This is a genomic window from Pseudomonas citrullilanati (assembly GCF_030580855.1).
Classification (GTDB): Bacteria; Pseudomonadota; Gammaproteobacteria; order Pseudomonadales; family Pseudomonadaceae; genus Aquipseudomonas; species Aquipseudomonas citrulli.
The window spans coordinates 1-22,021 of sequence record NZ_JAUQOP010000030.1 but is presented as its reverse complement, the minus strand read 5'-3'; the positions used below and the strand labels follow the sequence as shown (position 1 = coordinate 22,021).

The window sequence follows — 22,021 nt, the reverse complement described above, 5'->3', positions numbered from 1 at the left end:
GTCAAGCAGCACGGCCGCCCCGGCCTCCAGTATGGGCCACTATTACGCCAATACGGCGGGGCCCATGCGGACAAAGGGCTGCAACTCGGCGTGAGCCGGGGTCGCTACATTCACGGCCTGCTGGCGCTTGGCCCCCAGGTAATGCTGGCTGAACACGTCGAAATAGGCGTCCAGCGCCGACGCGGCATCGCTGTCCCCCGCCAGTTCCAGGCACAACGCCGCCACCTCGGCGGTGCACAGGTGCTCGCTGCGGGTCGAACGGCGCAGGCGGTAGCGCGACAACCGGTCGGGCAACAGGCTCAGGATCGGCAGCCGGTCGAAATACGGGCTCTTGCGAAAAATCTTCCGCGCTTCCGTCCAGGTTGCGTCCAGCAGGATGAACAGCGGACGCCTGGCGTGATCGACGTCTACCGTGTGGGTCACCCGGGAAGGCTCGACGTACTCCCCCGGAAACACCAGGTACGGCTGCCGCTGCGGGTCGTTCAGCAACGCCAGCAGTTGCTCGTCGACATCGGTCCGCGACCAGATGAACGCATGATTGTCGCGCACTACGTCGGCGATCAACCAGCCGGTGTTGCTCGGCTTGAACACTTCCTTGTTGGTCATGATCAGGCAGATCCCGGAACGGGTCTCGACACTGGGGCGCCAGGCACACAGGCAATGGCTCTCGATCACCCGGCAGGCGCTGCAACGGGGTGCGCGCCAGCCGCGGGCCTGGAGCGGCTTGATGCCTTCATCGATACGCTGGTCGCGCAGGCGGGCGACGGCGTTGGGGGCATGGTTCATCGTGGACGACGCCGACGGACAAGGGAACTGGACACGAACAACACTCGGCAGGGCAATAAAGGCCGGCAGTCTACCAGAGCGCGCAAGCCTGTACCGTCCACCCGGGCTCCCCTATAATTCCCGGCCACTGAACGCACAGTCATGTGATCGGTCGAACCACCAGTCACTGAACCAGGAGAGTTTCATGCTGCGCCTTATCGTCCCCACCGTTGCCGTTCTGCTGGCGACGTCCTTCAGCGCTCAGGCTGCTTCGCTGAAAGAACTCGAACTGAACAAGATGCTGCAGAACGTTGCCAAGGAAAGCAGCATCGGTACGCCGCGGGCGATCAACGAAGACATCCTCGACCAGGGCTACACCGTCGAAGGCACCGAGCTGATCAATCACCTCAGTGTGCAGAGCAGCCATGCCCAGAAAATGCGTGCAGACCCCAAGGCCGTGTACTTCCAGCTGGGCTCCACGGTGTGCACCAACCCAGGGTTCCGCAAGCTGATGGCCAAGGGCGCGACGATGCGCTACGAATTCACCGAGGTGAAGACCAACCGTCCGGTGGCCACGGAACGCTTCCAGGAATCGGACTGCCCGAAACCGACCAAGCCGAAGAAGTAACCCGGTCGGCCCGCAGGCATCAACCGCACAGGCCACTGTCGCGCCGCTGCTCATCATCGGCGCGCAGTTCCTCCACCAGCGCCTGCAGGTAGCGCGAGCGCCAGGCCCGCCCTTCCAACCGACGACAGCACTCTTCCTCCAGGCTCAGCCGATTGGCCTGGGCCGACTCCAGCAGCATCAGGTACAACTGCCTGTCGAGTTCCAGCGTCACCCTCATTTTCCACGCCTCCCTGCACGATCCGACTTCAATCCATCGCGTGGCGCCCAGCCCTGGTGGCCTGTTTGCATAGACACGCTTGATATTCAGTAAATCAGAGCCCTGTGTGCCCGGCCGGGCATCTGACGAGCGGCGCGCCCTGTCCGGGTGTGTATCGAGCGGTTGCCAATCGTCACTTTTGGGCGCCATGATCAAGACAGCATTGATCGGGGCGAGGATCTGGATTCGTCCTGCCAAGAAGGAGAAGTTGAATGCCTTATAAACCGAATGACCTGCTCAGTCGTCATTTTGAGAACCACGGCCACGACCTCATCCACAAGGTTGAAGAACAACTCAACCTGGTTTCACCCAACAGCCCGAACCTGCCCATCTACCGCGACATGATCCTGACCGTACTGCGTATGGCCCAGGAAGATCACAACCGCTGGAATGCCAAGATCACCCTCCAGGCGCTACGGGAACTGGAGCACGCCTTCCGCACCCTCGAACAGTTCAAGGGACGGCGCAAGGTCACCGTCTTCGGCTCGGCCCGGACGCCGATCGAACACCCGCTGTACGGCCTGGCCCGGGAACTGGGGGCGGCACTGGCGCGCTCGGACATGATGGTCATCACCGGTGCCGGCGGCGGCATCATGGCGGCGGCCCATGAAGGCGCGGGACGCGAACACAGCCTGGGGTTCAACATCACCCTGCCGTTCGAACAGCACGCCAACCCCACCGTCGAAGGCACGCCGAACCTGCTGCCGTTCCACTTTTTCTTCACCCGCAAACTGTTCTTCGTCAAGGAAGCCGACGCCCTGGTGCTTTGTCCGGGCGGCTTCGGCACGCTGGATGAAGCCCTGGAGGTACTGACGCTGGTGCAGACCGGCAAGAGCCCGCTGGTGCCCGTGGTCCTGCTGGACGTGCCGGGTGGCAAGTTCTGGCAAGGCGCCCTGGATTTCATCCGCGAGCAATTGGAAGAGAACCGCTACATCCTGCCCACCGACATGAAGCTGATGCGCCTGGTGTACAACGCCGAGGATGCCGTGGAGGAGATCAACCAGTTTTACCGTAACTTCCACTCCAGCCGCTGGCTCAAGCATCAGTTCGTGATCCGCATGAATCACAAGCTCAACGAACAGGCGCTCCAGCGGATGCAGGTGGACTTTGCCGACCTGTGCCTCAATGACTGCTTTCATCAGCATGACGATAACGATGAAGAACACGATGAAGCCCGTTTCAGCCATCTGACGCGCCTGGCATTCAACTTCAACGCCCGCGACCATGGCCGCTTGAGGGAACTGGTGGACTACATCAACCTGGCGGAAAACTGGGCCCAGCCCGCCGAAAAGATCCAGCCCCTCACGTGGGAGCCGATCAAGGCAACCTGAACCCATAAAAAAAGACCCGCTATCGAAATAGCGGGTCTTTTGTGTTCAATCGTCCATGGCGCGACCGCTGAACAAGCGGTTGATCATCTCCATGGAATACCCTCGATACGCCAGGAACCGCCCTTGCTTGGCTCGCTCTCGTGCATCGACGGGCAAGTGCCCGGAAAATTTGCGCCGCCAGGTGTCCGCCAATTGCGCCTGCCAATCGATACCGCTTTCGCGCAGGGCGAGTTCGATATCCGGTCGCTGCAAACCTCGTTGGCCCAGTTCCTCACGAATTCGCAACGGACCGTAACCGGAGCGGGCGCGATAGGAGACAAAGCTTTCAAGGTAGCGGGCTTCCGACAGCAGGCCCTCCTCCGTCAAACGGTCGAGGGCCGTGTCGATCAGTTCATCAGGTGCGCCGCGCTGACGCAGTTTACGCGTCAGCTCGACTCGCCCGTGCTCGCGCCTGGCGAGCAGGTCCATCGCCGTTCGCCGCACCGCGACGAGTGTATCGAGTACGACGGTCATCGAATCGATCAGATGTCAGCGTCAGCCAGGTCGTCGGCGGTCTCACGGTTGGCCAGTGCCTTGACGTCGGCAACCGGGCTCAGCAGCTTGTCACGCAGTTGTTTCTCAAGGGCCGCTGCAACCTCCGGGTTATCCGCCAGGAACTTGGCCGAGTTGGCCTTGCCCTGACCGATCTTGGTGCCGTTGTAGGCGTACCAGGCACCGGACTTCTCGACGAAACCGTGCAACACACCCAGGTCGATCATCTCGCCATTGAGGTAGATGCCCTTGCCGTAGAGAATCTGGAACTCGGCCTGACGGAACGGCGAAGCCACCTTGTTCTTCACGACCTTGACGCGGGTTTCGCTGCCGACCACTTCGTCGCCTTCCTTCACCGCGCCGGTGCGGCGGATGTCCAGGCGAACCGAGGCGTAGAACTTCAGCGCGTTACCACCGGTAGTGGTTTCCGGGCTGCCGAACATCACGCCGATCTTCATCCGGATCTGGTTGATGAAGATCACCAGGCAGTTGGCGTTCTTGATGTTACCGGTGATCTTGCGCAGGGCCTGGGACATCAGGCGAGCCTGGAGGCCCACGTGCATGTCGCCCATTTCACCTTCGATTTCAGCCTTGGGTACCAGGGCGGCCACGGAGTCGACGATGATCACGTCAACCGCGTTGGAACGCACCAGCATGTCGGTGATTTCCAGGGCCTGCTCGCCGGTGTCCGGCTGGGACACCAGCAGGTCGTCGACATTGACGCCCAGCTTGCCGGCATACTCCGGGTCCAGGGCGTGTTCGGCGTCGACGAAGGCGCAGGTCGCGCCCGCTTTCTGGGCCTGGGCGATCACCGACAGGGTCAGGGTAGTTTTACCGGAAGATTCAGGGCCGTAGATTTCAACGATCCGGCCCTTTGGCAGGCCGCCGATGCCCAGTGCGATGTCCAGGCCCAGGGAGCCGGTGGAGATGGAAGGAATAGCCTGGCGGTCCTGATCGCCCATACGCATTACGGCACCCTTGCCGAATTGACGTTCGATCTGACCCAAGGCCGCAGCCAAGGCTTTCTTCTTGTTGTCGTCCATTAAAGTCCTCACGTAATCAATAAGGCCTGGCGGCCAACACCTGTATAAGTAGCCAGTATTATTCCACAGGGATTGAAGATCGCCTACCCCTGATTTGAGATTTCTGCCGAGGCATACTGCAGCAGCCCCTCTAGCGCGGCCTTCACCGTTTGTCGGCGGACCTCATCGCGGTTGCCCGGGAAAAAGCGCCGTTCACTGATCACCACCTCGCCAACGCCCCAGGCCAGCCACACGGTGCCCACCGGTTTGTGCGGCGAGCCCCCGTCGGGCCCGGCCACGCCGCTGACCGCCACGGCAAACCGCGCCAGGCTTTTTTCCTGCGCGCCCTGGGCCATGGCCTCGACCACCTCGCGGCTGACGGCGCCCACCGTCTCGAACAAGCCGGCTGGCACGTCCAACTGCTGGGTCTTCTGGCGATTGGAGTAGGTGACGTAGCCGGCCTCGAACCAGGCGGAGCTGCCCGGAATCCGCGTGATCGCCTCGGCGATCCCGCCACCGGTACAGGACTCGGCAGTGGTGACATGGGCATTGAGCAGCTGCAAGCGCCGGCCCAGTTCAGCGGCCAGTTGGGTAATGTCGTCCACGGTGCCCTCCAGATTCGACGCAATGAAGGCCTACCGTACACGAGCGGTCGAAGCTTGCAAGGCTCGCCGGATTACCGACCCAGGGCCCTGACGTAGGCCTGGCAAGCCTGCAAGGCGATCAGTCCACGGTCGCCTTCGTCGGTGATGGCGATAATTCGTTGAGCATGCGCCGGGTCAAGTCGGGCGCGTGGGGGGCCATGATCCACGCCGCTGGCGCCGGGGGTGGAAGGCACTGCGCAACCGGCGGCAACCTCGTCGGCGTCGAGGAGGACTGACAGCCGGACATCGGCAGTAGCAAGGCGATCGCGCAGGCGATCCTGGTCACGTTGGGCATCGCTCAAGGCTCGGTAGTGGGTTTGTTCGCTGGCGGAGAGTTGCCGCTCCAGGGCCAGGCGCCTATCGGTCTCGCGTTGTTGCGAAGTGGCAGCGGCGAGGTTCAATTGATTCAAGGTGTCGGCCTGCGACTGGGCCTGCTCCGCGAGCGCTCGACCATAGCGCCAGTCCTGGACCTTCCACGCCACGCCCGCCGCCGCCAACGCCAGGACCAGTACCGAGATGTACCTCAATAAGCCCGGGCTCATTCCAGCACCTGCAATGCCCGTGCATAAAGCGCCTGGCGATCCGCGGCGCCATTCTGGCCGCCGTTGATCCGCTGCGTGATCTTGTCGAACCGCCCCGCATCGGCCAGGGCGTTGAGACCGTGGGTCGCCCAGAACCAAGCCGCCGACTCGGCGGCCCATTGTGGCAGTTCCAATAACGCCGGGTCATTGACCAGGTCCAGGCCCAGGGCTTCACCGCACGCCTGGTAGTTGGCTCGTCCGGTGATCTGAATCAAACCCCGGCCCCGGTAGCGCTGGCCATCACCGTCCGCCGTGGGTGTGTTGCCGAGGCGCAAGGCCAGTGGGCCGGTGTCATATTTCGACAGGTAGGCCTCGTTACCCGACTCTCGCACATAACGTAGTTGGCCGGACTCATGACCCACCTGGGCGATGAATGCGGCAACCCGGCTACGACCGATGATCTGGTGGCGACCCATGGCGATATTCAGGACAGGTGCAAAAACGCCAGCGTTGACGCCGGCGTTCGGGAGAATGCGCAGCAATTGCGCTTGAGTAATGGGCACGGCGTGCTCCTTGCCGCGATCGCGGGATCGCTTGCGCAGAAGTGGTAATGGGTCAGGCCTTGGCATCCAGGCAGGTCGCGTCGATGCTGCAACGGTAGCTTTTTGCCCGGTCGCCACTGGCGGTGACCTTGTCGATCGACCAGCGACCGCGCATGAAGTCCGGCCAGGAGGGATCCAGCAGGACGATACCCTCGGCGCAAAGCCCTGGGTTGCCCGGGCATTCGATCGTCAGCTTGAGGGCCTCGCGCAGCATCCGGCGCACCTCCCCCTCCCCGGCTGCGCGGGCGTCGTCGGCGCCCTGGAAGCGCTGGCGCAAGGTCTTGAACGGCGCCAAGCCGCTCTCCTCGATCCGCAACTGGCCGGCCGCCGCGTCCCACCAACGGGTCTTGCAGCCCTGGTACTTGGCCCGGGCAGTGTCATCCAGCTTGGCCGAGATGAACGCGTGGTCGCCCGGGCGGTTGTTCGTGGTCACCGACAGTTTCGCTTCTGGCAGGACCTTGCCCGACAACGACTTCACCTGGCCGCGCCGGGCCAGCACATACAACTCGTTGACCGGCTTGGCGACGGCGTCATAACGATGGGCCAGGCGCGTCAGGAAACCCATGTCGGTTTCGTCGGACTGGTCGACGTGGGCAATTTTTATCAGCGACAGGTCCGGCGCCACGCGCGGCGAAAAACCGTGCCGCGAAGTCAACTCACGGAACAGCGCCCCCAGGGTCGTCGGCCCATGGCTGACGGATCGGCGTTGCTTGAATCCGGTCTGGTCCGCAGCGCTGAACGGCGCCGCCATGGCCACCAGGGTGAGCGTGAAGGGAAACAGCGTTGGCGTACGCCGGGTAATGACGAACTCGCCCTTGTCCACCAGGCCCGACTCCAGATAACCGACCCGCAGACCGATCTTCCCGCCCAGGCTGGGCAACCCTTCGAGCCCGTCAAGGCTGAGGGTGAGCGTCAACTGATCGGACTCGATTCCCGCCGCGTCGACGTGCGTCCAACTGAGCAAGCGTTCGTTGAGCAGCGCGGCGTTCGCACCATAAATGTCCACCGCAGGGGTGAAGCCCAATGACATGTCGCCTCCTTAATCCCAAGCCGAAACCGCCGGGGTTGCAACCGGTTTGAGGTCCACTTCCGGCAAGACAACCGATACCCCCGCCGGTAACAGCGGGCCCCATTCCGCCAGCCCCGGGTTGAGCCGCCAGAGTGCTTCCTCGACGGCGTCGTCACACCGTTCAAGCTCGCGGTACAGCAACAGATTCACCGAATCACCGGCGATACTTCGAACCCTACGCATTGGCGAACTCCATCAATTCAACGACCCAGCCGACCACCATCGCGGTGCCGTCATCAATGATCTCGGTCTGGGTCTCGGTGATCTTGTTGATCTGCCACAGCCCCCAGTTGCGGCCGATGCCATCCACCAGAGGCAACGGAACGCGCAATGCCTGCAAGGCGCGCAGCTCATCGAGGCGATCCATCGCCGTGGCGTACATCGACTTGCCCGTGATGGTCAGGCCTTGCAGGCCCTGGCCAACCTGGCTCGACTTGGGTTTGCTGGTGAGGATGTCGATGCTCTTCCAGCCGCCGTCCGAGCTGCGCACCAGGCTGTGGTAGGCGAAACTCCTCGACAGGCCGAAAACGAAACTGCCCAGTGCCATTTGCTGGCGCATCACGTACCTCCGTCGGTCAGGGCCGCGTCACTGCGCATGGCCAGTGAGTTGGGGGTGGATGCCAGGCCGAATTGGCCGGCGATCTGTTGCACGACCAGATTGGCCAACTGGCTGGCGCTGGCCTGGTCCTGGCCGTTGATGTAGATGTTGGCGGTCATGGTGTTTTGCTGTGTAGCTGCCTGGGTGCTGGTCAGGTCTTTGCTGACCTGGTCTGGAGCGGCAAGTTTGTCGGCAGGCGAAGCAAGCTTTTCCCCCAGCCACGCGCCCGACTCACTCCCCAGCCAGCTTCCCGCCAACCCACCCACTATGGCGCCAAGCGCCCCACCAATGGCCGTACCAATGCCCGGCCCAAAGAAGGTGCCGATCGCTGCGCCTGCGGTTGCCCCCGCCGAAGCGCCCGCCCAACCGCCGCCGGCGGCGCCCAGGCCGGCGCCGGTCTTGCGGGTGTCGCCGGTCATCACCCCTTCGGCCACATCGGGGATGGCCATCAGCGCCGCCGCGGCGGGCGCAAGCCGGGCCGATGCGCCCAAGGTAGCGCTCACCCCGCGCAAGGCAGCACTGGACCCGTTCACGGCTCCAGCCTTCGCAACGCTTGCCGGGGCATCCATGAGCGCCAAGCCTCCCAAGCGATTCTTCCTGACGTCTTCGGAGATGACTTCGCCCAGTCGTCCGGGTAACCGAGTCGCCACACCGCCCAATATGCGCTTGGCCGCCTGGCTGCCCAGCTCGTCGGTGATGGCTTTGAGTAGTGCGCCTGCCAGCGGTTTGATCGCGGCGGCAACCAGCACAATGGCAGCAGCGGTTTTGGGTGAAGACTCCGCCAGCTCGCTCATGCCCTCCGCCAGCGATCCCAACCCTTGAATCGAGGTGTCTGCCGTGGGCGCCAAGGCATCACCGGCCGCCACCTGCATGCGATCGCTGCGGGCGCTCAAGGCATTCCAGCGGCCTTGCCGGGTTTGCGACAGCGCCAGGGCATCCTGTCTCACCGAACCGTCGTTACCCAGCACCGAGGTGGCGTACTGAGCCTTGTCGCTCACTTGCCCGAAGGCTGCATTCACATCCGGCAGCTTCTGCGCCATGCGCAACACCACCGCATCGCCATTGCCGAAGAGTGTGGCGGCCAGGGCCGAGCGCCGGTCGGCCGGTTGCGCGTTCAACGCCGCTAACACCGTCATGACAGTGCCGGATGCCGTGTCCTTGTCCCGCAGGCCGCTCGCCACCGCCGCCGGCGACAGTGCCAGCTGTTTCCAGGCGGTTCGCTCGGAGGCGGAAGCCTGGTCCCCCTTGCCCAGGGCGCTGGAGAAGGTGCCCAGCGCCACGCCGGCTTCATTCGTTTTCGCGCCACTGGCGAGCAGTGCCGCGGTCAATGCCGCAGCTTGCGCGGGGGATAGCCCGGCCGCCGTCGCAGCCGCCGCCTCGTCACGCTGCAGGACCGCGCCGATCTCGGCCGGTTTCGCCCCGCCGGGCAGCTTGCCCAGCTGGTTGATGGCATCCGCCAGGTCGAAGGCCTGGATGCCGCTGAGGGCCATATTGGTGCGCCAGCCGAGCATCATCTCGGCGACTTCCAGGGCCGGCACCCTGAACGCCGACGAGACAGTGCCGGCGTCGCTGGCGAAACGCAGCAGCTCAAACTGCCGGTCCGAAGCATTGGGCAACTGACTGCCCACGCCGCCCTTGGCCGCCAGGGTTTCAATCTTCACCAGGTCGACCGCCTTGGTCGCCCCGGCCGCAATCAGCGGGGCAGCGGCAATCTGCTGGGTCCCTTGGGCCATCTCCTGGCCCTGGCGCGGGGTGAATTTGCCCGCCTGGCGCAGGTCGGCCAGGGCCGAGTCCATGGCCATCGCCGGCTTCAGCAGATCCGGCGGCTCGAGACTGCCGGCGGCTTTTTTCTCGGCGGCCGGCTCTCCCTTGGCGCCGGCCGTCACCGCCTGGGTGAGCAGTGGTTGCGACGACAGCTTCAAGGTCAATGCCTCGATGGCCGTCGTCAGCAGGCCGAGCTTGAGCCCGACGCGGTCCAACGCCAGATCGAGGCCGGACAACCGGCCTTGGGTGGACTGGCTCGAACCCTGTGCCGACACGCCGCCGGAGGCGACCGTGGCCGCGCTGCTATTACCGAACGCCAGCCCACGCTCATCGAAGGCTGCGTATTTGAGCGAATATCTATCGTCCGCCATCCTGCTCTACTCCTGTTTCACGCCAAGGCGAGTGATCGCGATGTCGTAGCGGCGCAAGGCCTTGCCGGCGTCCCACTCCAGGATTTCCGCCTCACTTACCGAGTAAATGAGCGGCACCACATCGAGGATCACTTCGATGTCGCGCTCCGAAAGAAGTCCGCCGGTTTGTTTAAAAAATCGTCGATGCGCACCTGAAGCTGGGTCCAGTCAGGCACGGTCAGTTGGTTCAGGTCGGGCAGCATCAAGCCGGTGCAATGGGCGGTGATGAATTCGGCGCGTTCCTTGGCCGTCTTCAGTTTCTTCATCGCCTTGGTGGCCCTGAGCACCGGCATTTCCAGGGTCAGCGAGGTCACGTTGCGGCCCGCCACGGCGAGCGGTTGCAGCAGTTGCACCTGGTCGGGATCCGCCGGCGCAGTGTCCAGGAAATACGCCGCCGGGCGCGTGGACATCTCGTGCACGTACTGCGCGATGCTCACGTAGTCAGGGCGCTTGAGCTGGTCGAGTTCCTTCACCGACAGGCCGGTGGCGAGCCTGGCCAGTTCGAAGAATTGATCGTCTTCGTCATCGCCGGCACGGGCCAGGGCCTCTTTCTGCGCGGCGTAGTACAGCGGCTTGAGTTGCAGTTGGTCGATCTGCGCCCCGTCGTCACCGGTGATCGGCGACAACAGGGCATGCGTTGGAGGCATCCAGGGCATGAAAGCAATTCCTTGGTAAATACTGGACAACCTGTGGGAGCGAGCTTGCTCGCGATGACGGCGGAACATTCAGCATCGAGGTGGCTGACACACCGTTATCGCGAGCGGGCTCGCTCCCACAGGGCGGGTGACGGCAGCCGGCTTAAGGCAGCAACACCGCGCGGCGGGCGTCGCCGAGGATGTCGACACCGTTGAGCACGAACTTCTGGGTGCGCACGTCGATGTCGATCACCGGGATGCCGTTCTCCAGGCGGTTGTAGGTGCGGCAGGACAGATCGAGGACGGTAGTGGGCTTCTCGTTCATCTTCAGGGGGGTTTCCTCGAGGGATTTCAGCTTGCCGCCCACCGTGTGATAGGTGAACCAGGTGTTGCCATCCTGATCCTGACCCGCTTCGCGCACGTTCAGCAGGATGTCGTCACCCACGCTCACGCCCAGCGCCAGCATGATTTCCGGGCCAACGCCTTGCAGTTTCAACTTGGCGGTCAGCGCCTTGCCGCTCTTGGCCATTTCCTCGGCGATGAAACGCCCGCCGGTCATGGCCTCCATCTCGAACTCGATCTTCGGCGGGGTGAACTCCTCCACCGTCGCCGACAACGGCAGGCCTTGCAGGGTGGCCGCGATGGCCTGTCTTACGCGGTTGGTAAACATTAGAGAACGTCCTCCAGGAACTGCTCGATGATTTCATCGCGGGCATTGAGTTGATAAATCATGTGTTCGTTCGGCGCGTAGCGGCCGTAGTCGATGACCACGTACCAGGTGCCGTTCTTGTACTTCTCGACACTGTTCAATTCGGGGTGCAGGTACACGCTGCCGCCCGGGATGGTTTCGTCGGCGACCAGGGTTTGCAGCCAGTCGTTGATGCGCTTGACCTCCTGGTCCATGAACGACTTGGTCAGGTTCTTGGCCATGGCTTTCTGGCCGGCCTTGACCAGCTTGCGGCTGATGGCGTCTTCCAGGCCGACGTAGCTGATGAACTTGCCGGTGATGGAGCGGTTACCCAGCAACGAGAAGCCGCCGAGGATGGTCCGGGCGTAGTAGCTGACGCCGTAGCGGTTGAGCAGGTCGCCCTCGGTGGAGGTGTCGAGGATGTTGTATTCCACGGTGCGCGAAACGTCTTCGGCGTAGGTCACCTGGTTGCCCGGGCTTTCCCATTGCTTGACCTTGGCGAGCGCGGCGATGGCCAGGCTCGACGGGGCCAGGAAGACGTTCTTCTTGGCGGCCTTGGAATACACCGCCGGCATGTTGTGCACCACCAGGCAACGGTCGAAGCCCAGGTCCGCGCCGCCCAGCTCCTGGCTGTAGGTCACCTGGTCGGCGACCGAGGCGTCCTTGCCGTCGAGCACCACACGGGCCTTGATGCGCTTGCCGAACGAGGCGAACTCGCTGGCGACGGCCTTGGTGCCGGTAAAGCCCGGCGCACCGATGATGGTCAGGTCCTCGGCGACCCCACTCAACGCCGCCAGCCCCAGCTTGCGACCGGTCTGCGCCTCGACGCCGCCGATCACGTTGTTCTGGGTGTCGGCCGGGGTCGCGCCCTCTTCGACGATGACCACGTAGACCGGCACCTTGACCACTTTGAGGATCTGGAACACCGCGTGATACAGCGTGCCCGCCTCGGTACCGGTCGGGTCGAGCAAGGCCTGGGTGGTGAAGCTGTTGATGCGGAACGGGGCATTGCGCGGAATCAGCGGATCGGCCTTCGGCGCGGTGCCGACCAGGCCGATGACGTTGTCACCAAGGCCACCCATGGCCTCGGGGGATTCGGAGGCATTGACGGTAATGCCGTTGTGCTCGAAGTTCAAAACCTCAGCCATGGTTATTCAGCCTTCTTGGTGGCGGCCTTCTTGGCCGGTTGGGAGGTGGAGGCCACATCGGCGGCCTCGGTGTTTTTCAGCGCCAGGCGACCGGCGCTGCGCAGCGCACTGGCTTCCACATCGAGCAGGTCGAGCTCCTGGCCGACGCTCGACCAGTGACCTGCGCCGATGGGGAATGGAACGAGTACGGTGTAGGTTTGGCGTAGTGCCATTTGGGGTTCTCCAGGTATGAAAAAGCCCCTTGGGAAAGGGGCTTCGAGGTTTTGGACGGATAAGAAAACGCCCCGACGGTGCGGGGCGTTTATTGGGGTTGCTCAGTTAGCCAGGACGGCGCAAGCGGACGATATTCACTCTTCGGAAAATCCCCGACCTCAGGCCAGTGACGTAGAGCCCGGCGATATGCTTGCAGCTCGGTATATTGCTCAGCCAAAAGCGTGGTGTCGGTCCCTTCTTCCTGCTCATCTCGGTGGCGCGTTACCATCCCATCCGTAAGCAAGAGCTGTCTGTCCCGCCATACACGCTCAATGCGCGATAGATCAACGAACGTCGGCAACGGCGGGACTTGCAATTGCGGACGACCATCAGGCCCCTTACCGATGACTTTTCCATCCAGTCGCGACTCAAAGAGCGCCGCATGATCTTCATCAGATATCTCAACGCCCCCGTTATCCGTTAACTCAAAGGCAAATCGACCATCTTCTTCAATCCATTTTGCGTACATAGTCCCCTCAGTAGCCAATGGCTAGCCAGTTGTAACCACCCACAGTGACAGCTGCGTTATTGCCAGCCACATTAGTGATATAGCCCGTAAAACCTGTTCGGGTCGGTATGCCGGATTGACAAACAGATGAATTCGTCGCTGAGCTAGCCCCGGCATAAATCGCCCCCACATACATGCAAGCAGTGGGAAATGCCACGGGAAACGTTACCGGCACTGTTCCTGTCGCAACATCCGTGGACGCGTGTCCGATTTTGAGTATCCAGCCGCTTGGCAATACCTGATTGGCAGTATTTCCAACAGTTGCTGCGAATACATTGGAAAACTTCAACGCAACGGTACCGCCAACCAATCGCCATTCGCCGCTCAGTCTGGTCAACATCGCGAAATCACCCTGCCCCAAAACAGGTGTTATCGCGCCTCCGCTCGAATTAGTAATCTGCTCTCCATTCGAAGCCAGCAGCGTGACGGCACCTGTCCCACCACTCAGAACCATGATCATGGCTCCTGGCCCTACTGGCACGGTGAGCGGCAGGGTAACGTTGATCGCCGTCGCAGATGACGCACTGACGATACTGCCAGCGCTTGAACTTCCCAGCACCGTGCTGGCGTTCACCGAGGTGAAGCCCGACCACTCGACGCCCATTCGCTTCACAAACTCGGTGGTAGCCAACAACTTGCTGCTTTCGAATTGCGCCGCAGTAGCACCGAACACCCTGGAGTATTGCAACTGCGCAGTCCCGGCGGCCCACCAGGCACTGGCACCGTTCCCGGTCAACTCCAGGGTCGCGCCCACCTGCAGATCAATACTCGTAATCTGGCCCGCACCCGAGTTGATGTTGTCAGCCCCAGCACATACGACGGTGACAACGCCGCTGCCGATATTCCGGAAGTGAATAGCGCCCCCTGCCGGCAGGGCATTGACCGCCGGCAACGTGATGGTGAAAGCCCCAATAGTTGTAACCAGCGTGCCAACAGCCGAAGCCGTCAAGGTGGTGGTCGTGGTCAAACTTGTAAAGCCGCGATAGTTGCCGCTGGCACGCATCACATACTCAGTCGTCGCGATCGACTTGGTATTGTCGAACAGTGGCGGCGTATTGGCCGTCGGGTTGACCAACACCGGCGAATTGAGCGGCGCAAACCCTTGGGTGATGTTCTGGAACGCCAGCGCAGTAGTGCCCAGCACGATCGCCCCATCGGTCACCAACTGCCAGATCGTGTTGGCGAGCGTCGTGCCCTCCTCCACCGAGACGATCAAGCCCGACGTCACCTCGGCACTCGCATCGGCATCCTTTGCCCGAGCCCAGGCGCCGTTCGCCACCACATAGATGCCGTTGTCCTTCGCCAAGGCCTGCGACTTGACCAGGACCCGGTTCCCGGCAATCACCGCAACGCCATCGATCGCCTGGGCGCCGCTCAGGACAATGTTGGCCGTCGTTGCCGCTCGCACCGATTGCTTCGCGTCGAGTTTGGCGAGCTCATCGGCGACATAACTCGCTACCCAGGCACGGGTCGCCTTGACCACCGTATCGTCGATCAGCAACGTCACCAGCTCGGCATTGCTGGTCTCGAAAATCGAGCGGATATAAAACTCTTTTCCGGAACCGGAGGTCGCCAGCACCGGCTTGAACGACTCCGGATACTTGACGATCGCATAGAGGATACCGGTGTCGGTCCAGATCCCGGCTTCACGTACGTACCAGCCACCCACGTCGGACGGAATGGTGACTTCGGCCAGCAACCAGCTCGGGTTCTTTTCATCCTGGAACAACGCATTGAGCGGCCCGCGCCACACTTCGCGCTTGAGCGCCGTGGCGGTGGCTGCCGGGTTGTAGACCGCGCCGCCGCCGTCGCCGACGGAAATCTGCGACAGTCTGATCGGTACGCCCGCCGCCTTGCAGGCGGTTTCGTAGGCAATCCCCGCATCGGTGAGCAGGGTGTAGTAGTCGGCCATTTAGGACCCCTGTGGATAAATAGTGGAAGTTTCGACGGTGTAGAGCCCGGCGGCCATGAAGGCTCGGCCCGAGGCCTCAAGGCCCTGGATGACGATCGGATAAACCGTGGTCAGCTCGCCGCACACCGTGGCGGCCCCGATGACGTGGCGACCGGAGGCGCTCAAGCCGACCGACACCGTCAAGGTGTCGCGTTCGCTCTTGGCGTCGGCCAGACGACGGTCAAGGCGGGCATCGATTTCTTCGCTGTAGGGCTGCTCGGTAAACGCCCTGACGGAAAAACTGTAGGGCGGCCCGGGCGGTGTCTGCTCGTACCAGGCGCGCACCTCGGGCATCAGTTGCAGGCCCTTGGCAGCGTTTTGCAGCGCCTTTCGCGTCCCGGCCTGTCGCGCAGTAGGCCAGGCAAGCTCTACGGTCAGGCGCTTTTCCTGTTCGGGCGCTGAAGAACGCCACTCACTGACACCACGATCCGCCGCCAGATACGGCAGGAAGGCCAGGGGCGTCGTCGCCGGGTTCATCAGTTGGGGAAACGGCGGATCGATGCGCTCCAGCAGGCGGGCGAAACCCAGATCAAGCGCCCGTTCCAGCGCTGAGCTGTTGACCGGCAACAGGCTCGGGGGAGACGTATCCTCACTCATAATGTATCCACCTCGACCTCGACACCCGTGCAATACGGGGCTTGGAAGGCCGTCGTCACAATCGGCGCAAGCGGTTCGAGGATTTCGAGCTGGACGGCACCGGCGCTGTGCAGCGTGTAGTCGATCCAGCTGGGGTCCACGCGCCCTTCCAGGCGATGGCGGGCCTCGGCGTAGGCCCGCAGTTGCTGTTCAGCGGCGACCTGGGTCAGGCCCGAATCCGGGCCGGCATTGATCTTCGCCACGACGCGGATCTTGTAGTTCTTGATCTGCGCGGCCTGCACGATGACCTGGTCCGTTTCCGGTCGAACATCCGGCCGGGCGAAGTGTTGGCGAACGCCCTCGAGCAACGCCGCCGAAGGGGTGCCGTCACCCTCCCGGGACAGCACCGTGACCGTGACCTGCCCCGGCGCCGTCCGGCGCGCATTGCCGTCCTTGACCTGCGCGGCCATGCCGTCAGGGTCGAACGTGTAGGTCACTGTCACCTCACCGCCCATGGCGCTCTGCACCTTTACCGCCGGCCGTTCGCCCAAGGTAAAGATCTCCCGCCGATACTGCATGCGCGAACCCGCCGCCGGGGCGTGGGGGGCCAGGTAGTAACGCAACCGGGCGTCATCGTCGCTCTCATAAACCGCGGGAACGGGCGGGAACGCCGCCGGATCGCCGGGATCGAGCAACTGGCGCTCCAACCCCATGTCGGCGAGGCGCGCATCGAGGTTGCTGCCCGTGGCCCACCACGCCAGCATCTGCTGAATACGGGCGTTGTACTTGCGCTCGTGGGTTTGCAGGCGGACGCAGAACGCTTCGAGGGCCAGGGTCAGCAGTTCGCTTTCGTTTTCGAGGCTGTCCACCAGCTTCGCCGCGCTGGCGGGAGAGCGTGCGCCGACGTACTCGACGACGAACGTCTTGAACTCGGCGAGCAGATCCTCGAAGGCCTCGACGTGGACGATGGCCGGTTCGGCCAATGCATTCTGGCCGGGAATCAACATGCTCATGTCACCACCTCGAAGGTCTGTTTGCGGTTTTTCCAGGTGCCGGCAAAACGCAACAACAAGCCGGCACCGTGTCGACTGGCGACAATGACCTGCGGCTCGAAATCACCGATGCCGTTCTGCGGGTTATAGAAGGCTTGGGCGGCGTGGCTCTGGGCCAGGATCAGCATGTCATCGCCGAGGTTCTGCCCAAGCAATTGGGTGAGCGCGCAGCCATACAGCGGGCGCTTCTGGCGGGTCCCCAGAGGGGTGGTCAACGCCCGTGTGGCGCGCTGCACGAACTGCAGCCAGTCGTCGACCGTCGCGCCGGTGTTCCTATCGATTCCGATCATGGGAAATTCTCACGCAGTACTGATGACGCGCCCCTGGTGATCCACCAGCGGGCCGCTCAAGTGCACGCCGGCCGCGTCGAGCCGCAAGCCGACAGCGCCCATTTGCAACTCGATCGAATCGGCGGTCATCGTCAGCCTGGACGGGCCGAGGTTCAGTTGCAGGGCTTCACGGGCGCCGGTGAACGCCGCCGGACCGTTCTTCCAGTGCAGGACATGGGCGTCGTGGTCGTAGCCGTTTTCCGTGCCGTCCTGGTAGAGGCGACGGGTCAGCGAGGCCAGGGTCGAAACGGGCGGAAACTGCCCACCGTTGAGGCCGAACAACGCCACCGCCTGCCCGCCGCCGTCACCGCCGCCGTGGTTCAGCAGCAGGCATTGCTCGCCCACCGAGGGAATCCGCGACTCGCTCTGGGCGCCGGCACTGGGATTGAAAAAGCGGATCGCCGGTGTCAGCAAGTCGCCGTGACTGACCCGGCAGGTATTGCTGGCCGCGTCGACCGCCTGGCATACGCCGATCCGACAGACACTGTCGGCCCGCCGATGCAGGTCTTCGAGTTCGGTTTCCATCTCGGCCAGGCGCTCGATGATCGGCGCCAGGTGCATACGCAGAAACGCATCCAGCATGGGTCAGTCCTCGAGGGCGGTGTATTGGGTCGGGTCGTCGATATCGGAGACTTCCCAGGTGCGGGCAAACAGCGGGATACCGGTCGGATCCTCCAGCAACGGTTGACCGAAATAGAGCGTCTGGACGAAGGAAACTGTCCAGGTGGAGTAGGTTGTTTCGGCGAAGACCCAGGTCGAGGGTTGCGCCACAAGGGCGGTGGGCACGTCGCACTGGGCACCCGAAAGGCCCCAGCGGTTATTCGCCACCACGTCCATCAAGGCAGCGGCCAAATCGCAGGCGTCGAAGTCCGGACGCCCCGGCAAAAGGCACTGCAGGGACACCGACAAGGCATGGGCGCTGCGACCGTCATTCGCCGACGGGCCCCAGGCATCACCGTCCATCGCAATCAACACCCAGGCGTCGTCGCCGACAGCGACGACGTCCTGGCGAGTGCCAACCTTGAACTGGGGAAAAGCGGCGCGCAGCGTATCGCCCACCGCAGTACAGAACTGCGAAGGCTTCTGGATAGAAAGGGACATGACGGGTTTCCGTTCAATGCATGCCGCCGGGTGCAATGGGTTGCGGGGGGCGGCACAGGTCAGTTTGTCTAATGCGGGTCGCGGTCGGTGGGGCCCTCGACGCCAATGCGCTTGGCCACCCAACGCTCATAAAGGCCGATCGCCACATCGGCACCGGCCATGGCCGTCAGGCAACCGATGGCGCAGGCACTCCAGATCGACATGCCGAGGGCATACAGCAGCATGGTCGCCGAGACGCCGCAGACCACGCAGGCGCCGGAGCGCAGGGCCACGCGACGCAGCAACGGCCAGCCGCGTGCGCCCTCCTTGTCGGCACGCCACATCTCGCCGGACACCCCACCCACCAGGGCGAGCACGATGACCAGCCAGATCGGCATGTCCAGCAACGCTTGTTGCTCGTTTGTCATTCACGCCTCCTGGGGGTGATTGAAGGATAAGAAGGCCCTGGGGCCGATCACCGACCTTGAGCCACTCCAGTCAAAAGCATTTATCGAGTGATGAGCATGTCGATACTGGTCGCATCGCAGGAGTTATTGGCCTTGCGGTCAATGACCAGATAGAGCGAGGACGTCGGCGTAACCGCAACATCGCTCAACTTGAACGTGGCACTGCCCCCATTTGCCAAGCTTCCGGACTGAAGCACGGTGTCACCTAGATTGATCGACCAGCCGATGCCATCTCCGCATGCGTTGTGCAGATCATTGACCCGACCCAATACGTTGATGTTGCCGGTAACAGGGCTGGCCCAACGGAAGATGCTTTGGCTGTTGGTGCCGGGATGGGTCGCGACGTCGCCTTGCTTGAACACGAAGCTGGTGCCCGAACCGGTAAATGTGAAGCTTTCATTTGGGATGGAAATCCAGGCGCCCGTTGCATCATCGCGCCAGCAGGTAGTCGGCTTGCCGTTGCATTGCCCCGCCTGAAAGGACGGAAACAACGTGTAATTGACCGAAGCGTTTACCCCCGACTTGTTTTGCATCAAGGACCATGGCGATCCAGAGGGCGATTGTTCGGTCATCAAGTACATGTCCCTGGCCAAGTTCCAGGACATTGCCGTTTCCGCCCACGTGTTCAGCGACACGAATGGCGAGAGAAGTGCGGCAGCCAATAAAAGTTGTTTAAAGAGTTTCATCTTTGTGACCTCGTTGATGTGTTTGAGCAGTGATTGCACGATCGATAGCGCGTGCAGTTCGCTCGTCGGCGTTCACTCGAAGCTCAGAGGCCTTCACATGATTCAACGTCCCGCATCGGGAACACTTGATCTGGAGTTCGGCGTTCTTGCCCATGCGGGCCAGAAGTTTCTTGCAGTGTCCGCATCTGAAATCCTTCAACATCGAAAGCCCTCCACTGGCTGCGGCAGTTACTTGAAGCACCTCACGGCACAGGCATTCCAAAAAGCCCGGTTGCCCAGGCTTTTCAGTAATGCGCTTGATCTTTCGGCGCGACTGGCGCGGTACGGATCCATTCAAATTGTTCCTCCGACCGCGGCCCCTGCCCGCCGGATAACTGTTTCTGGTGCTTTACGCTGCACACCCGGGCCAGTTGCCAACCCTCTGAACCGTTGAGGCCGGTTCATCGCTGCCTGTTTGGTGACACTAAAGAGCGGTTCTTGCCAGCCGCTTTGTCGAGCGGCTTGGACACAGAATATGCATGTATGCATATACAGTCAATGCACAAATGCATTTATTTATGCGAGGCGCATGCGCAGATGCATGGACAGCCCCGCAGCGCGGGGCCTGGAGGGTTTTTCAGGGGCGAAAAAAAACCCGCACAGCGGCGGGTTTTATCTGACAGTGGTGGGGTTAGCGGGCGTACATGCCCCACCAGAAGACGTGACCGAGGATGACAATTTGCTCCTCCTGCATGTCCTGGAAGCTGTAGTCCTCATCCGGATGCTCGTCGCGATTGAAGCTGCGCAGGCGGATCCCGGTGGGCAGCCGATAGAGCTGCTTGACCCGCAGTTGGCCATTGTGATTGATGGCGTAGAGGTCGCCGTCGACGATGTCGCCGATACCGCATTTGGCCACATTCACCCCGACCGTGGCGCCGTCACGCAGCACGGGCAACATGCTGTTGCCGCGTACCGTCACGCATTTGGCCTGGTCGAACTGCACGCCGTTGTGGCGCAGGCTGCGCTTGCCGAAGCGCAGGCTCGAGCGCTCGCTTTCCTCGATGACGAATCTTCCTGATCCAGCAGCCAATTCAACCTCACGCAGAAAAGGGACCGACACCTCGTCTTCCTCGACGGGGGTCTCGTCGTCCCACAGGCTTATGTCCTTGAGCTCGGCATGGGACTCGTCGCGGCGACTGCCGCCGACAGGGGTAATGTCGGCGCGCCCGCGCAACTGGTCGGTGCTCACGGCGAAGTACTCGGCGATCTTCGAGATGTGCTTATCCGAAGGGTCGACGATCTTGCCGCTGAGAATCCGCGAGAGGGTGGACTGGGGCACGCCGGTACGCCGGTGAAGCTCCGTGGGGGAGATCCCGTGCTGGTCGAGCAATGCTCTTAATACGGTAGAAACGTTGCGTTTTTGCATAACGCGCATGATGCGTGTTCTTTTTGCAGAAGACAAATGCTGATTTGCATAAATGTGCATTTCCAGCCATATGCATCCATTGTGGCGAGGGGATTTATCCCCGCTGGGACGCGAAGCGGCCCTACAGGCGCACTAGCCACTTAGGGGCTGCTACGCAGCCCAACGGGGATAAATCCCCTCGCCACAGGCGCTCGGCTCCATATCTGATGCTTGCTGATCACAAGGGGGAATTTGCCCTACGAGTCCTTAGGAAAAGGCTCCAAATCCGTCCTTCAAAAGCGCAACACAAGGCTACGTTGCCTTGCGCCTCTGCCTACAACTACGCCAGAATCCGCCGGCTTGTTCATCTTGGATCCCATCGGTACTTTGGTTCTCGTCACTGCCCATCAGTGATCGGGTTTAGTAGCTCGGCATCCAAGATGTTCATTGCTCCATTCAGTCAGGTATTCCTTCTCCTGCGCTCAATGGCAGCTGTGCGCAGGGCGCCCTCGGGCGCGCCGGTTCCTTGGATCCCCGGTCTACTAACCTGTGTACAGCTGCCACCCACTTCGTTTAGTAGCGGACCGGTGATGGCTCTCACTTCGAGGATCCAAGCATCATGAGCAAAAACAAATCCAATCCCTCTACCCCAGACGATCACATCTCCCGCAGCCAATCGATCAACGCCAAGAAACTCGACGACGCGGCCACCCGCGCCCTGGACTATTACCTCAAGCTCGAAGCCGACAAAGCAACCTCCGACTCACTCGACACCCTCTACATCATCGCCCCTGACATCGACGCCGAATGCCTGCTCGCCAACCTCAGCGAAACCCTGGCCTCGGCCAACGCCATGGTCAGCGACCTGGCATTCGACCTGGAGGGCTCACGACGGCACATCGCCCTGGGGGTCCAGCAGATGATCGAGCTGGGCCAATTGCTGGCGAATCGGGCGTTGGACGTGGTCGAGCCGAGGTAGGCCGAGGCCAATCGGCCCGTAACCAAACCCTGTGGGAGCGAGGGTGGGGGGGGGGGGGGGGGGTTTTGGAAAAATTTTGTTAAATACACTACCCCCACCCCCGCAAGCCCGCGGCCCCCCATCGTTTTTTTTTTTATTTACAATT

Annotated in this window: 29 protein-coding genes; 3 read left to right on the top strand and 26 right to left on the bottom strand. The window is 62.3% G+C overall.

All coding sequences use genetic code 11. From position 1 onward, the window contains the following. Nucleotides 1-42: 42 nt before the first annotated feature. A complete protein-coding gene (locus Q6A48_RS18690; RefSeq protein WP_304555692.1) occupies nucleotides 43-786 on the bottom strand; it encodes a tRNA-uridine aminocarboxypropyltransferase in 744 nt (247 codons plus the stop codon). A gap of 184 nt (nucleotides 787-970) precedes the next feature. Here Q6A48_RS18690 and Q6A48_RS18685 point away from each other — a divergent pair, with 184 nt between their 5' ends. Further along, nucleotides 971-1,393 (top strand): quorum-sensing-regulated virulence factor family protein, encoded by a 423-nt coding sequence (locus Q6A48_RS18685; RefSeq protein ID WP_304555691.1) that lies wholly within the window; start codon nucleotides 971-973, stop codon nucleotides 1,391-1,393. A gap of 19 nt (nucleotides 1,394-1,412) precedes the next feature. Here the strand turns inward: Q6A48_RS18685 and Q6A48_RS18680 are convergent, their stop codons facing one another. Beyond that, nucleotides 1,413-1,610 carry a hypothetical protein gene (locus Q6A48_RS18680; protein WP_304555690.1) on the bottom strand — a complete coding sequence of 66 codons (198 nt, stop codon included), beginning with the start codon at nucleotides 1,608-1,610 and terminating at the stop codon, nucleotides 1,413-1,415. Between the two features lie 251 nt (nucleotides 1,611-1,861). Between Q6A48_RS18680 and Q6A48_RS18675 the strand changes: the two genes are divergently transcribed. Continuing rightward, nucleotides 1,862-2,980 carry an LOG family protein gene (locus tag Q6A48_RS18675; protein WP_304555689.1) on the top strand — a complete coding sequence of 373 codons (1,119 nt, stop codon included), beginning with the start codon at nucleotides 1,862-1,864 and terminating at the stop codon, nucleotides 2,978-2,980. Between the two features lie 45 nt (nucleotides 2,981-3,025). On the opposite strand, the gene recX is transcribed toward Q6A48_RS18675, so the two are convergent. From recX to Q6A48_RS18555, 24 genes are all read right to left on the bottom strand, one after another. Next, nucleotides 3,026-3,493 carry a recombination regulator RecX gene (gene recX / locus Q6A48_RS18670; protein WP_304555688.1) on the bottom strand — a complete coding sequence of 156 codons (468 nt, stop codon included), beginning with the start codon at nucleotides 3,491-3,493 and terminating at the stop codon, nucleotides 3,026-3,028. An 8-nt stretch (nucleotides 3,494-3,501) separates the two neighbouring features. Next, complete coding sequence (recA, locus tag Q6A48_RS18665; protein WP_245138884.1) at nucleotides 3,502-4,554, bottom strand: recombinase RecA; 1,053 nt, start codon at nucleotides 4,552-4,554, stop codon at nucleotides 3,502-3,504. 83 nt (nucleotides 4,555-4,637) lie between these two features. Beyond that, nucleotides 4,638-5,138 carry a CinA family protein gene (locus Q6A48_RS18660; protein ID WP_304555686.1) on the bottom strand — a complete coding sequence of 167 codons (501 nt, stop codon included), beginning with the start codon at nucleotides 5,136-5,138 and terminating at the stop codon, nucleotides 4,638-4,640. A gap of 71 nt (nucleotides 5,139-5,209) precedes the next feature. Beyond that, a complete protein-coding gene (locus tag Q6A48_RS18655) occupies nucleotides 5,210-5,719 on the bottom strand; it encodes a lysis system i-spanin subunit Rz (protein WP_304555685.1) in 510 nt (169 codons plus the stop codon). Then, on the bottom strand, nucleotides 5,716-6,261 hold the full coding sequence (locus tag Q6A48_RS18650) for a glycoside hydrolase family 19 protein (RefSeq protein ID WP_304555684.1): 546 nt from the start codon (nucleotides 6,259-6,261) through the stop codon (nucleotides 5,716-5,718). The genes Q6A48_RS18655 and Q6A48_RS18650 overlap by 4 nt, the downstream gene beginning before the upstream one ends. Nucleotides 6,262-6,313: 52 nt before the next feature. Further along, nucleotides 6,314-7,330, bottom strand: coding sequence for a phage late control D family protein (locus tag Q6A48_RS18645; protein WP_304555683.1), 1,017 nt, complete (start codon nucleotides 7,328-7,330; stop codon nucleotides 6,314-6,316). A 9-nt stretch (nucleotides 7,331-7,339) separates the two neighbouring features. Continuing rightward, complete coding sequence (locus Q6A48_RS18640; protein WP_304555682.1) at nucleotides 7,340-7,552, bottom strand: tail protein X; 213 nt, start codon at nucleotides 7,550-7,552, stop codon at nucleotides 7,340-7,342. Next, nucleotides 7,545-7,928 carry a phage tail protein gene (locus Q6A48_RS18635; protein ID WP_304555681.1) on the bottom strand — a complete coding sequence of 128 codons (384 nt, stop codon included), beginning with the start codon at nucleotides 7,926-7,928 and terminating at the stop codon, nucleotides 7,545-7,547. Before Q6A48_RS18635 ends, Q6A48_RS18640 begins: the two co-directional genes overlap by 8 nt. Beyond that, on the bottom strand, nucleotides 7,928-10,102 hold the full coding sequence (locus tag Q6A48_RS18630) for a phage tail tape measure protein (protein ID WP_304555680.1): 2,175 nt from the start codon (nucleotides 10,100-10,102) through the stop codon (nucleotides 7,928-7,930). Before Q6A48_RS18630 ends, Q6A48_RS18635 begins: the two co-directional genes overlap by 1 nt. A gap of 128 nt (nucleotides 10,103-10,230) precedes the next feature. Beyond that, nucleotides 10,231-10,797 (bottom strand): phage tail assembly protein, encoded by a 567-nt coding sequence (locus Q6A48_RS18625; protein WP_304555679.1) that lies wholly within the window; start codon nucleotides 10,795-10,797, stop codon nucleotides 10,231-10,233. A gap of 142 nt (nucleotides 10,798-10,939) precedes the next feature. Further along, the gene (locus tag Q6A48_RS18620; RefSeq protein WP_304555678.1) at nucleotides 10,940-11,446 is read right to left on the bottom strand and encodes a phage major tail tube protein; all 507 of its coding nucleotides are present in this window, start codon (nucleotides 11,444-11,446) and stop codon (nucleotides 10,940-10,942) included. Continuing rightward, entirely contained in the window at nucleotides 11,446-12,612 is a 1,167-nt protein-coding gene (locus Q6A48_RS18615; RefSeq protein WP_304555677.1) for a phage tail sheath protein, read from the bottom strand. The genes Q6A48_RS18620 and Q6A48_RS18615 overlap by 1 nt, the downstream gene beginning before the upstream one ends. A 2-nt stretch (nucleotides 12,613-12,614) precedes the next feature. After that, the gene (locus Q6A48_RS18610; protein ID WP_304555675.1) at nucleotides 12,615-12,824 is read right to left on the bottom strand and encodes a hypothetical protein; all 210 of its coding nucleotides are present in this window, start codon (nucleotides 12,822-12,824) and stop codon (nucleotides 12,615-12,617) included. 89 nt (nucleotides 12,825-12,913) lie between these two features. After that, nucleotides 12,914-13,333, bottom strand: a complete 420-nt coding sequence (locus Q6A48_RS18605) for a phage tail assembly chaperone (RefSeq protein ID WP_304555674.1) — start codon at nucleotides 13,331-13,333, stop codon at nucleotides 12,914-12,916. Nucleotides 13,334-13,340: 7 nt separating this feature from the next. Continuing rightward, nucleotides 13,341-15,284, bottom strand: coding sequence for a phage tail protein (locus Q6A48_RS18600; protein ID WP_304555673.1), 1,944 nt, complete (start codon nucleotides 15,282-15,284; stop codon nucleotides 13,341-13,343). Next, nucleotides 15,285-15,920 carry a phage tail protein I gene (locus tag Q6A48_RS18595; protein WP_304555671.1) on the bottom strand — a complete coding sequence of 212 codons (636 nt, stop codon included), beginning with the start codon at nucleotides 15,918-15,920 and terminating at the stop codon, nucleotides 15,285-15,287. Then, the gene (locus tag Q6A48_RS18590) at nucleotides 15,917-16,912 is read right to left on the bottom strand and encodes a baseplate J/gp47 family protein (protein ID WP_304555670.1); all 996 of its coding nucleotides are present in this window, start codon (nucleotides 16,910-16,912) and stop codon (nucleotides 15,917-15,919) included. The genes Q6A48_RS18595 and Q6A48_RS18590 overlap by 4 nt, the downstream gene beginning before the upstream one ends. Next, a complete protein-coding gene (locus Q6A48_RS18585) occupies nucleotides 16,909-17,241 on the bottom strand; it encodes a phage baseplate protein (protein ID WP_304555669.1) in 333 nt (110 codons plus the stop codon). The genes Q6A48_RS18590 and Q6A48_RS18585 overlap by 4 nt, the downstream gene beginning before the upstream one ends. 9 nt (nucleotides 17,242-17,250) lie before the next feature. Next, nucleotides 17,251-17,862 carry a phage baseplate assembly protein V gene (locus tag Q6A48_RS18580; protein ID WP_304555668.1) on the bottom strand — a complete coding sequence of 204 codons (612 nt, stop codon included), beginning with the start codon at nucleotides 17,860-17,862 and terminating at the stop codon, nucleotides 17,251-17,253. A 3-nt stretch (nucleotides 17,863-17,865) separates the two neighbouring features. Beyond that, nucleotides 17,866-18,381: a hypothetical protein gene (locus Q6A48_RS18575; protein ID WP_304555667.1), complete on the bottom strand. Its 516-nt coding sequence runs from the start codon at nucleotides 18,379-18,381 to the stop codon at nucleotides 17,866-17,868. Between the two features lie 68 nt (nucleotides 18,382-18,449). Then, nucleotides 18,450-18,788 carry a phage holin family protein gene (locus Q6A48_RS18570; RefSeq protein ID WP_304555666.1) on the bottom strand — a complete coding sequence of 113 codons (339 nt, stop codon included), beginning with the start codon at nucleotides 18,786-18,788 and terminating at the stop codon, nucleotides 18,450-18,452. Between the two features lie 80 nt (nucleotides 18,789-18,868). Further along, complete coding sequence (locus Q6A48_RS18565; protein ID WP_304555665.1) at nucleotides 18,869-19,513, bottom strand: hypothetical protein; 645 nt, start codon at nucleotides 19,511-19,513, stop codon at nucleotides 18,869-18,871. Beyond that, nucleotides 19,500-19,715, bottom strand: a complete 216-nt coding sequence (locus tag Q6A48_RS18560; protein ID WP_304555758.1) for a Com family DNA-binding transcriptional regulator — start codon at nucleotides 19,713-19,715, stop codon at nucleotides 19,500-19,502. The genes Q6A48_RS18565 and Q6A48_RS18560 overlap by 14 nt, the downstream gene beginning before the upstream one ends. Nucleotides 19,716-20,183: 468 nt before the next feature. Beyond that, entirely contained in the window at nucleotides 20,184-20,918 is a 735-nt protein-coding gene (locus Q6A48_RS18555) for a LexA family transcriptional regulator (protein ID WP_304555757.1), read from the bottom strand. A gap of 598 nt (nucleotides 20,919-21,516) precedes the next feature. Here Q6A48_RS18555 and Q6A48_RS18550 point away from each other — a divergent pair. After that, nucleotides 21,517-21,876 carry a DUF6124 family protein gene (locus Q6A48_RS18550; protein ID WP_304555664.1) on the top strand — a complete coding sequence of 120 codons (360 nt, stop codon included), beginning with the start codon at nucleotides 21,517-21,519 and terminating at the stop codon, nucleotides 21,874-21,876. Nucleotides 21,877-22,021 lie beyond the last annotated feature (145 nt).

What these genes read in the sequence shown, in the direction of transcription:
- Q6A48_RS18555 (WP_304555757.1), bottom strand. Translation starts at nt 20,918, where the DNA reads ATGCAAAAACGCAACGTTTCTACCGTATTAAGAGCATTGCTCGACCAG.
- Q6A48_RS18680 (WP_304555690.1), bottom strand. Translation starts at nt 1,610, where the DNA reads ATGAGGGTGACGCTGGAACTCGACAGGCAGTTGTACCTGATGCTGCTG.
- Q6A48_RS18690 (WP_304555692.1), bottom strand. Translation starts at nt 786, where the DNA reads ATGAACCATGCCCCCAACGCCGTCGCCCGCCTGCGCGACCAGCGTATC.
- Q6A48_RS18630 (WP_304555680.1), bottom strand. Translation starts at nt 10,102, where the DNA reads ATGGCGGACGATAGATATTCGCTCAAATACGCAGCCTTCGATGAGCGT.
- Q6A48_RS18625 (WP_304555679.1), bottom strand. Translation starts at nt 10,797, where the DNA reads ATGCCCTGGATGCCTCCAACGCATGCCCTGTTGTCGCCGATCACCGGT.
- Q6A48_RS18565 (WP_304555665.1), bottom strand. Translation starts at nt 19,513, where the DNA reads ATGAAACTCTTTAAACAACTTTTATTGGCTGCCGCACTTCTCTCGCCA.
- Q6A48_RS18570 (WP_304555666.1), bottom strand. Translation starts at nt 18,788, where the DNA reads ATGACAAACGAGCAACAAGCGTTGCTGGACATGCCGATCTGGCTGGTC.
- Q6A48_RS18655 (WP_304555685.1), bottom strand. Translation starts at nt 5,719, where the DNA reads ATGAGCCCGGGCTTATTGAGGTACATCTCGGTACTGGTCCTGGCGTTG.
- Q6A48_RS18575 (WP_304555667.1), bottom strand. Translation starts at nt 18,381, where the DNA reads ATGTCCCTTTCTATCCAGAAGCCTTCGCAGTTCTGTACTGCGGTGGGC.
- Q6A48_RS18595 (WP_304555671.1), bottom strand. Translation starts at nt 15,920, where the DNA reads ATGAGTGAGGATACGTCTCCCCCGAGCCTGTTGCCGGTCAACAGCTCA.
- Q6A48_RS18590 (WP_304555670.1), bottom strand. Translation starts at nt 16,912, where the DNA reads ATGAGCATGTTGATTCCCGGCCAGAATGCATTGGCCGAACCGGCCATC.
- Q6A48_RS18620 (WP_304555678.1), bottom strand. Translation starts at nt 11,446, where the DNA reads ATGTTTACCAACCGCGTAAGACAGGCCATCGCGGCCACCCTGCAAGGC.
- Q6A48_RS18645 (WP_304555683.1), bottom strand. Translation starts at nt 7,330, where the DNA reads ATGTCATTGGGCTTCACCCCTGCGGTGGACATTTATGGTGCGAACGCC.
- Q6A48_RS18610 (WP_304555675.1), bottom strand. Translation starts at nt 12,824, where the DNA reads ATGGCACTACGCCAAACCTACACCGTACTCGTTCCATTCCCCATCGGC.
- Q6A48_RS18615 (WP_304555677.1), bottom strand. Translation starts at nt 12,612, where the DNA reads ATGGCTGAGGTTTTGAACTTCGAGCACAACGGCATTACCGTCAATGCC.
- Q6A48_RS18635 (WP_304555681.1), bottom strand. Translation starts at nt 7,928, where the DNA reads ATGCGCCAGCAAATGGCACTGGGCAGTTTCGTTTTCGGCCTGTCGAGG.
- Q6A48_RS18675 (WP_304555689.1), top strand. Translation starts at nt 1,862, where the DNA reads ATGCCTTATAAACCGAATGACCTGCTCAGTCGTCATTTTGAGAACCAC.
- Q6A48_RS18600 (WP_304555673.1), bottom strand. Translation starts at nt 15,284, where the DNA reads ATGGCCGACTACTACACCCTGCTCACCGATGCGGGGATTGCCTACGAA.
- Q6A48_RS18640 (WP_304555682.1), bottom strand. Translation starts at nt 7,552, where the DNA reads ATGCGTAGGGTTCGAAGTATCGCCGGTGATTCGGTGAATCTGTTGCTG.
- Q6A48_RS18580 (WP_304555668.1), bottom strand. Translation starts at nt 17,862, where the DNA reads ATGCTGGATGCGTTTCTGCGTATGCACCTGGCGCCGATCATCGAGCGC.
- Q6A48_RS18585 (WP_304555669.1), bottom strand. Translation starts at nt 17,241, where the DNA reads ATGATCGGAATCGATAGGAACACCGGCGCGACGGTCGACGACTGGCTG.
- recA (WP_245138884.1), bottom strand. Translation starts at nt 4,554, where the DNA reads ATGGACGACAACAAGAAGAAAGCCTTGGCTGCGGCCTTGGGTCAGATC.
- recX (WP_304555688.1), bottom strand. Translation starts at nt 3,493, where the DNA reads ATGACCGTCGTACTCGATACACTCGTCGCGGTGCGGCGAACGGCGATG.
- Q6A48_RS18605 (WP_304555674.1), bottom strand. Translation starts at nt 13,333, where the DNA reads ATGTACGCAAAATGGATTGAAGAAGATGGTCGATTTGCCTTTGAGTTA.
- Q6A48_RS18550 (WP_304555664.1), top strand. Translation starts at nt 21,517, where the DNA reads ATGAGCAAAAACAAATCCAATCCCTCTACCCCAGACGATCACATCTCC.
- Q6A48_RS18685 (WP_304555691.1), top strand. Translation starts at nt 971, where the DNA reads ATGCTGCGCCTTATCGTCCCCACCGTTGCCGTTCTGCTGGCGACGTCC.
- Q6A48_RS18560 (WP_304555758.1), bottom strand. Translation starts at nt 19,715, where the DNA reads ATGTTGAAGGATTTCAGATGCGGACACTGCAAGAAACTTCTGGCCCGC.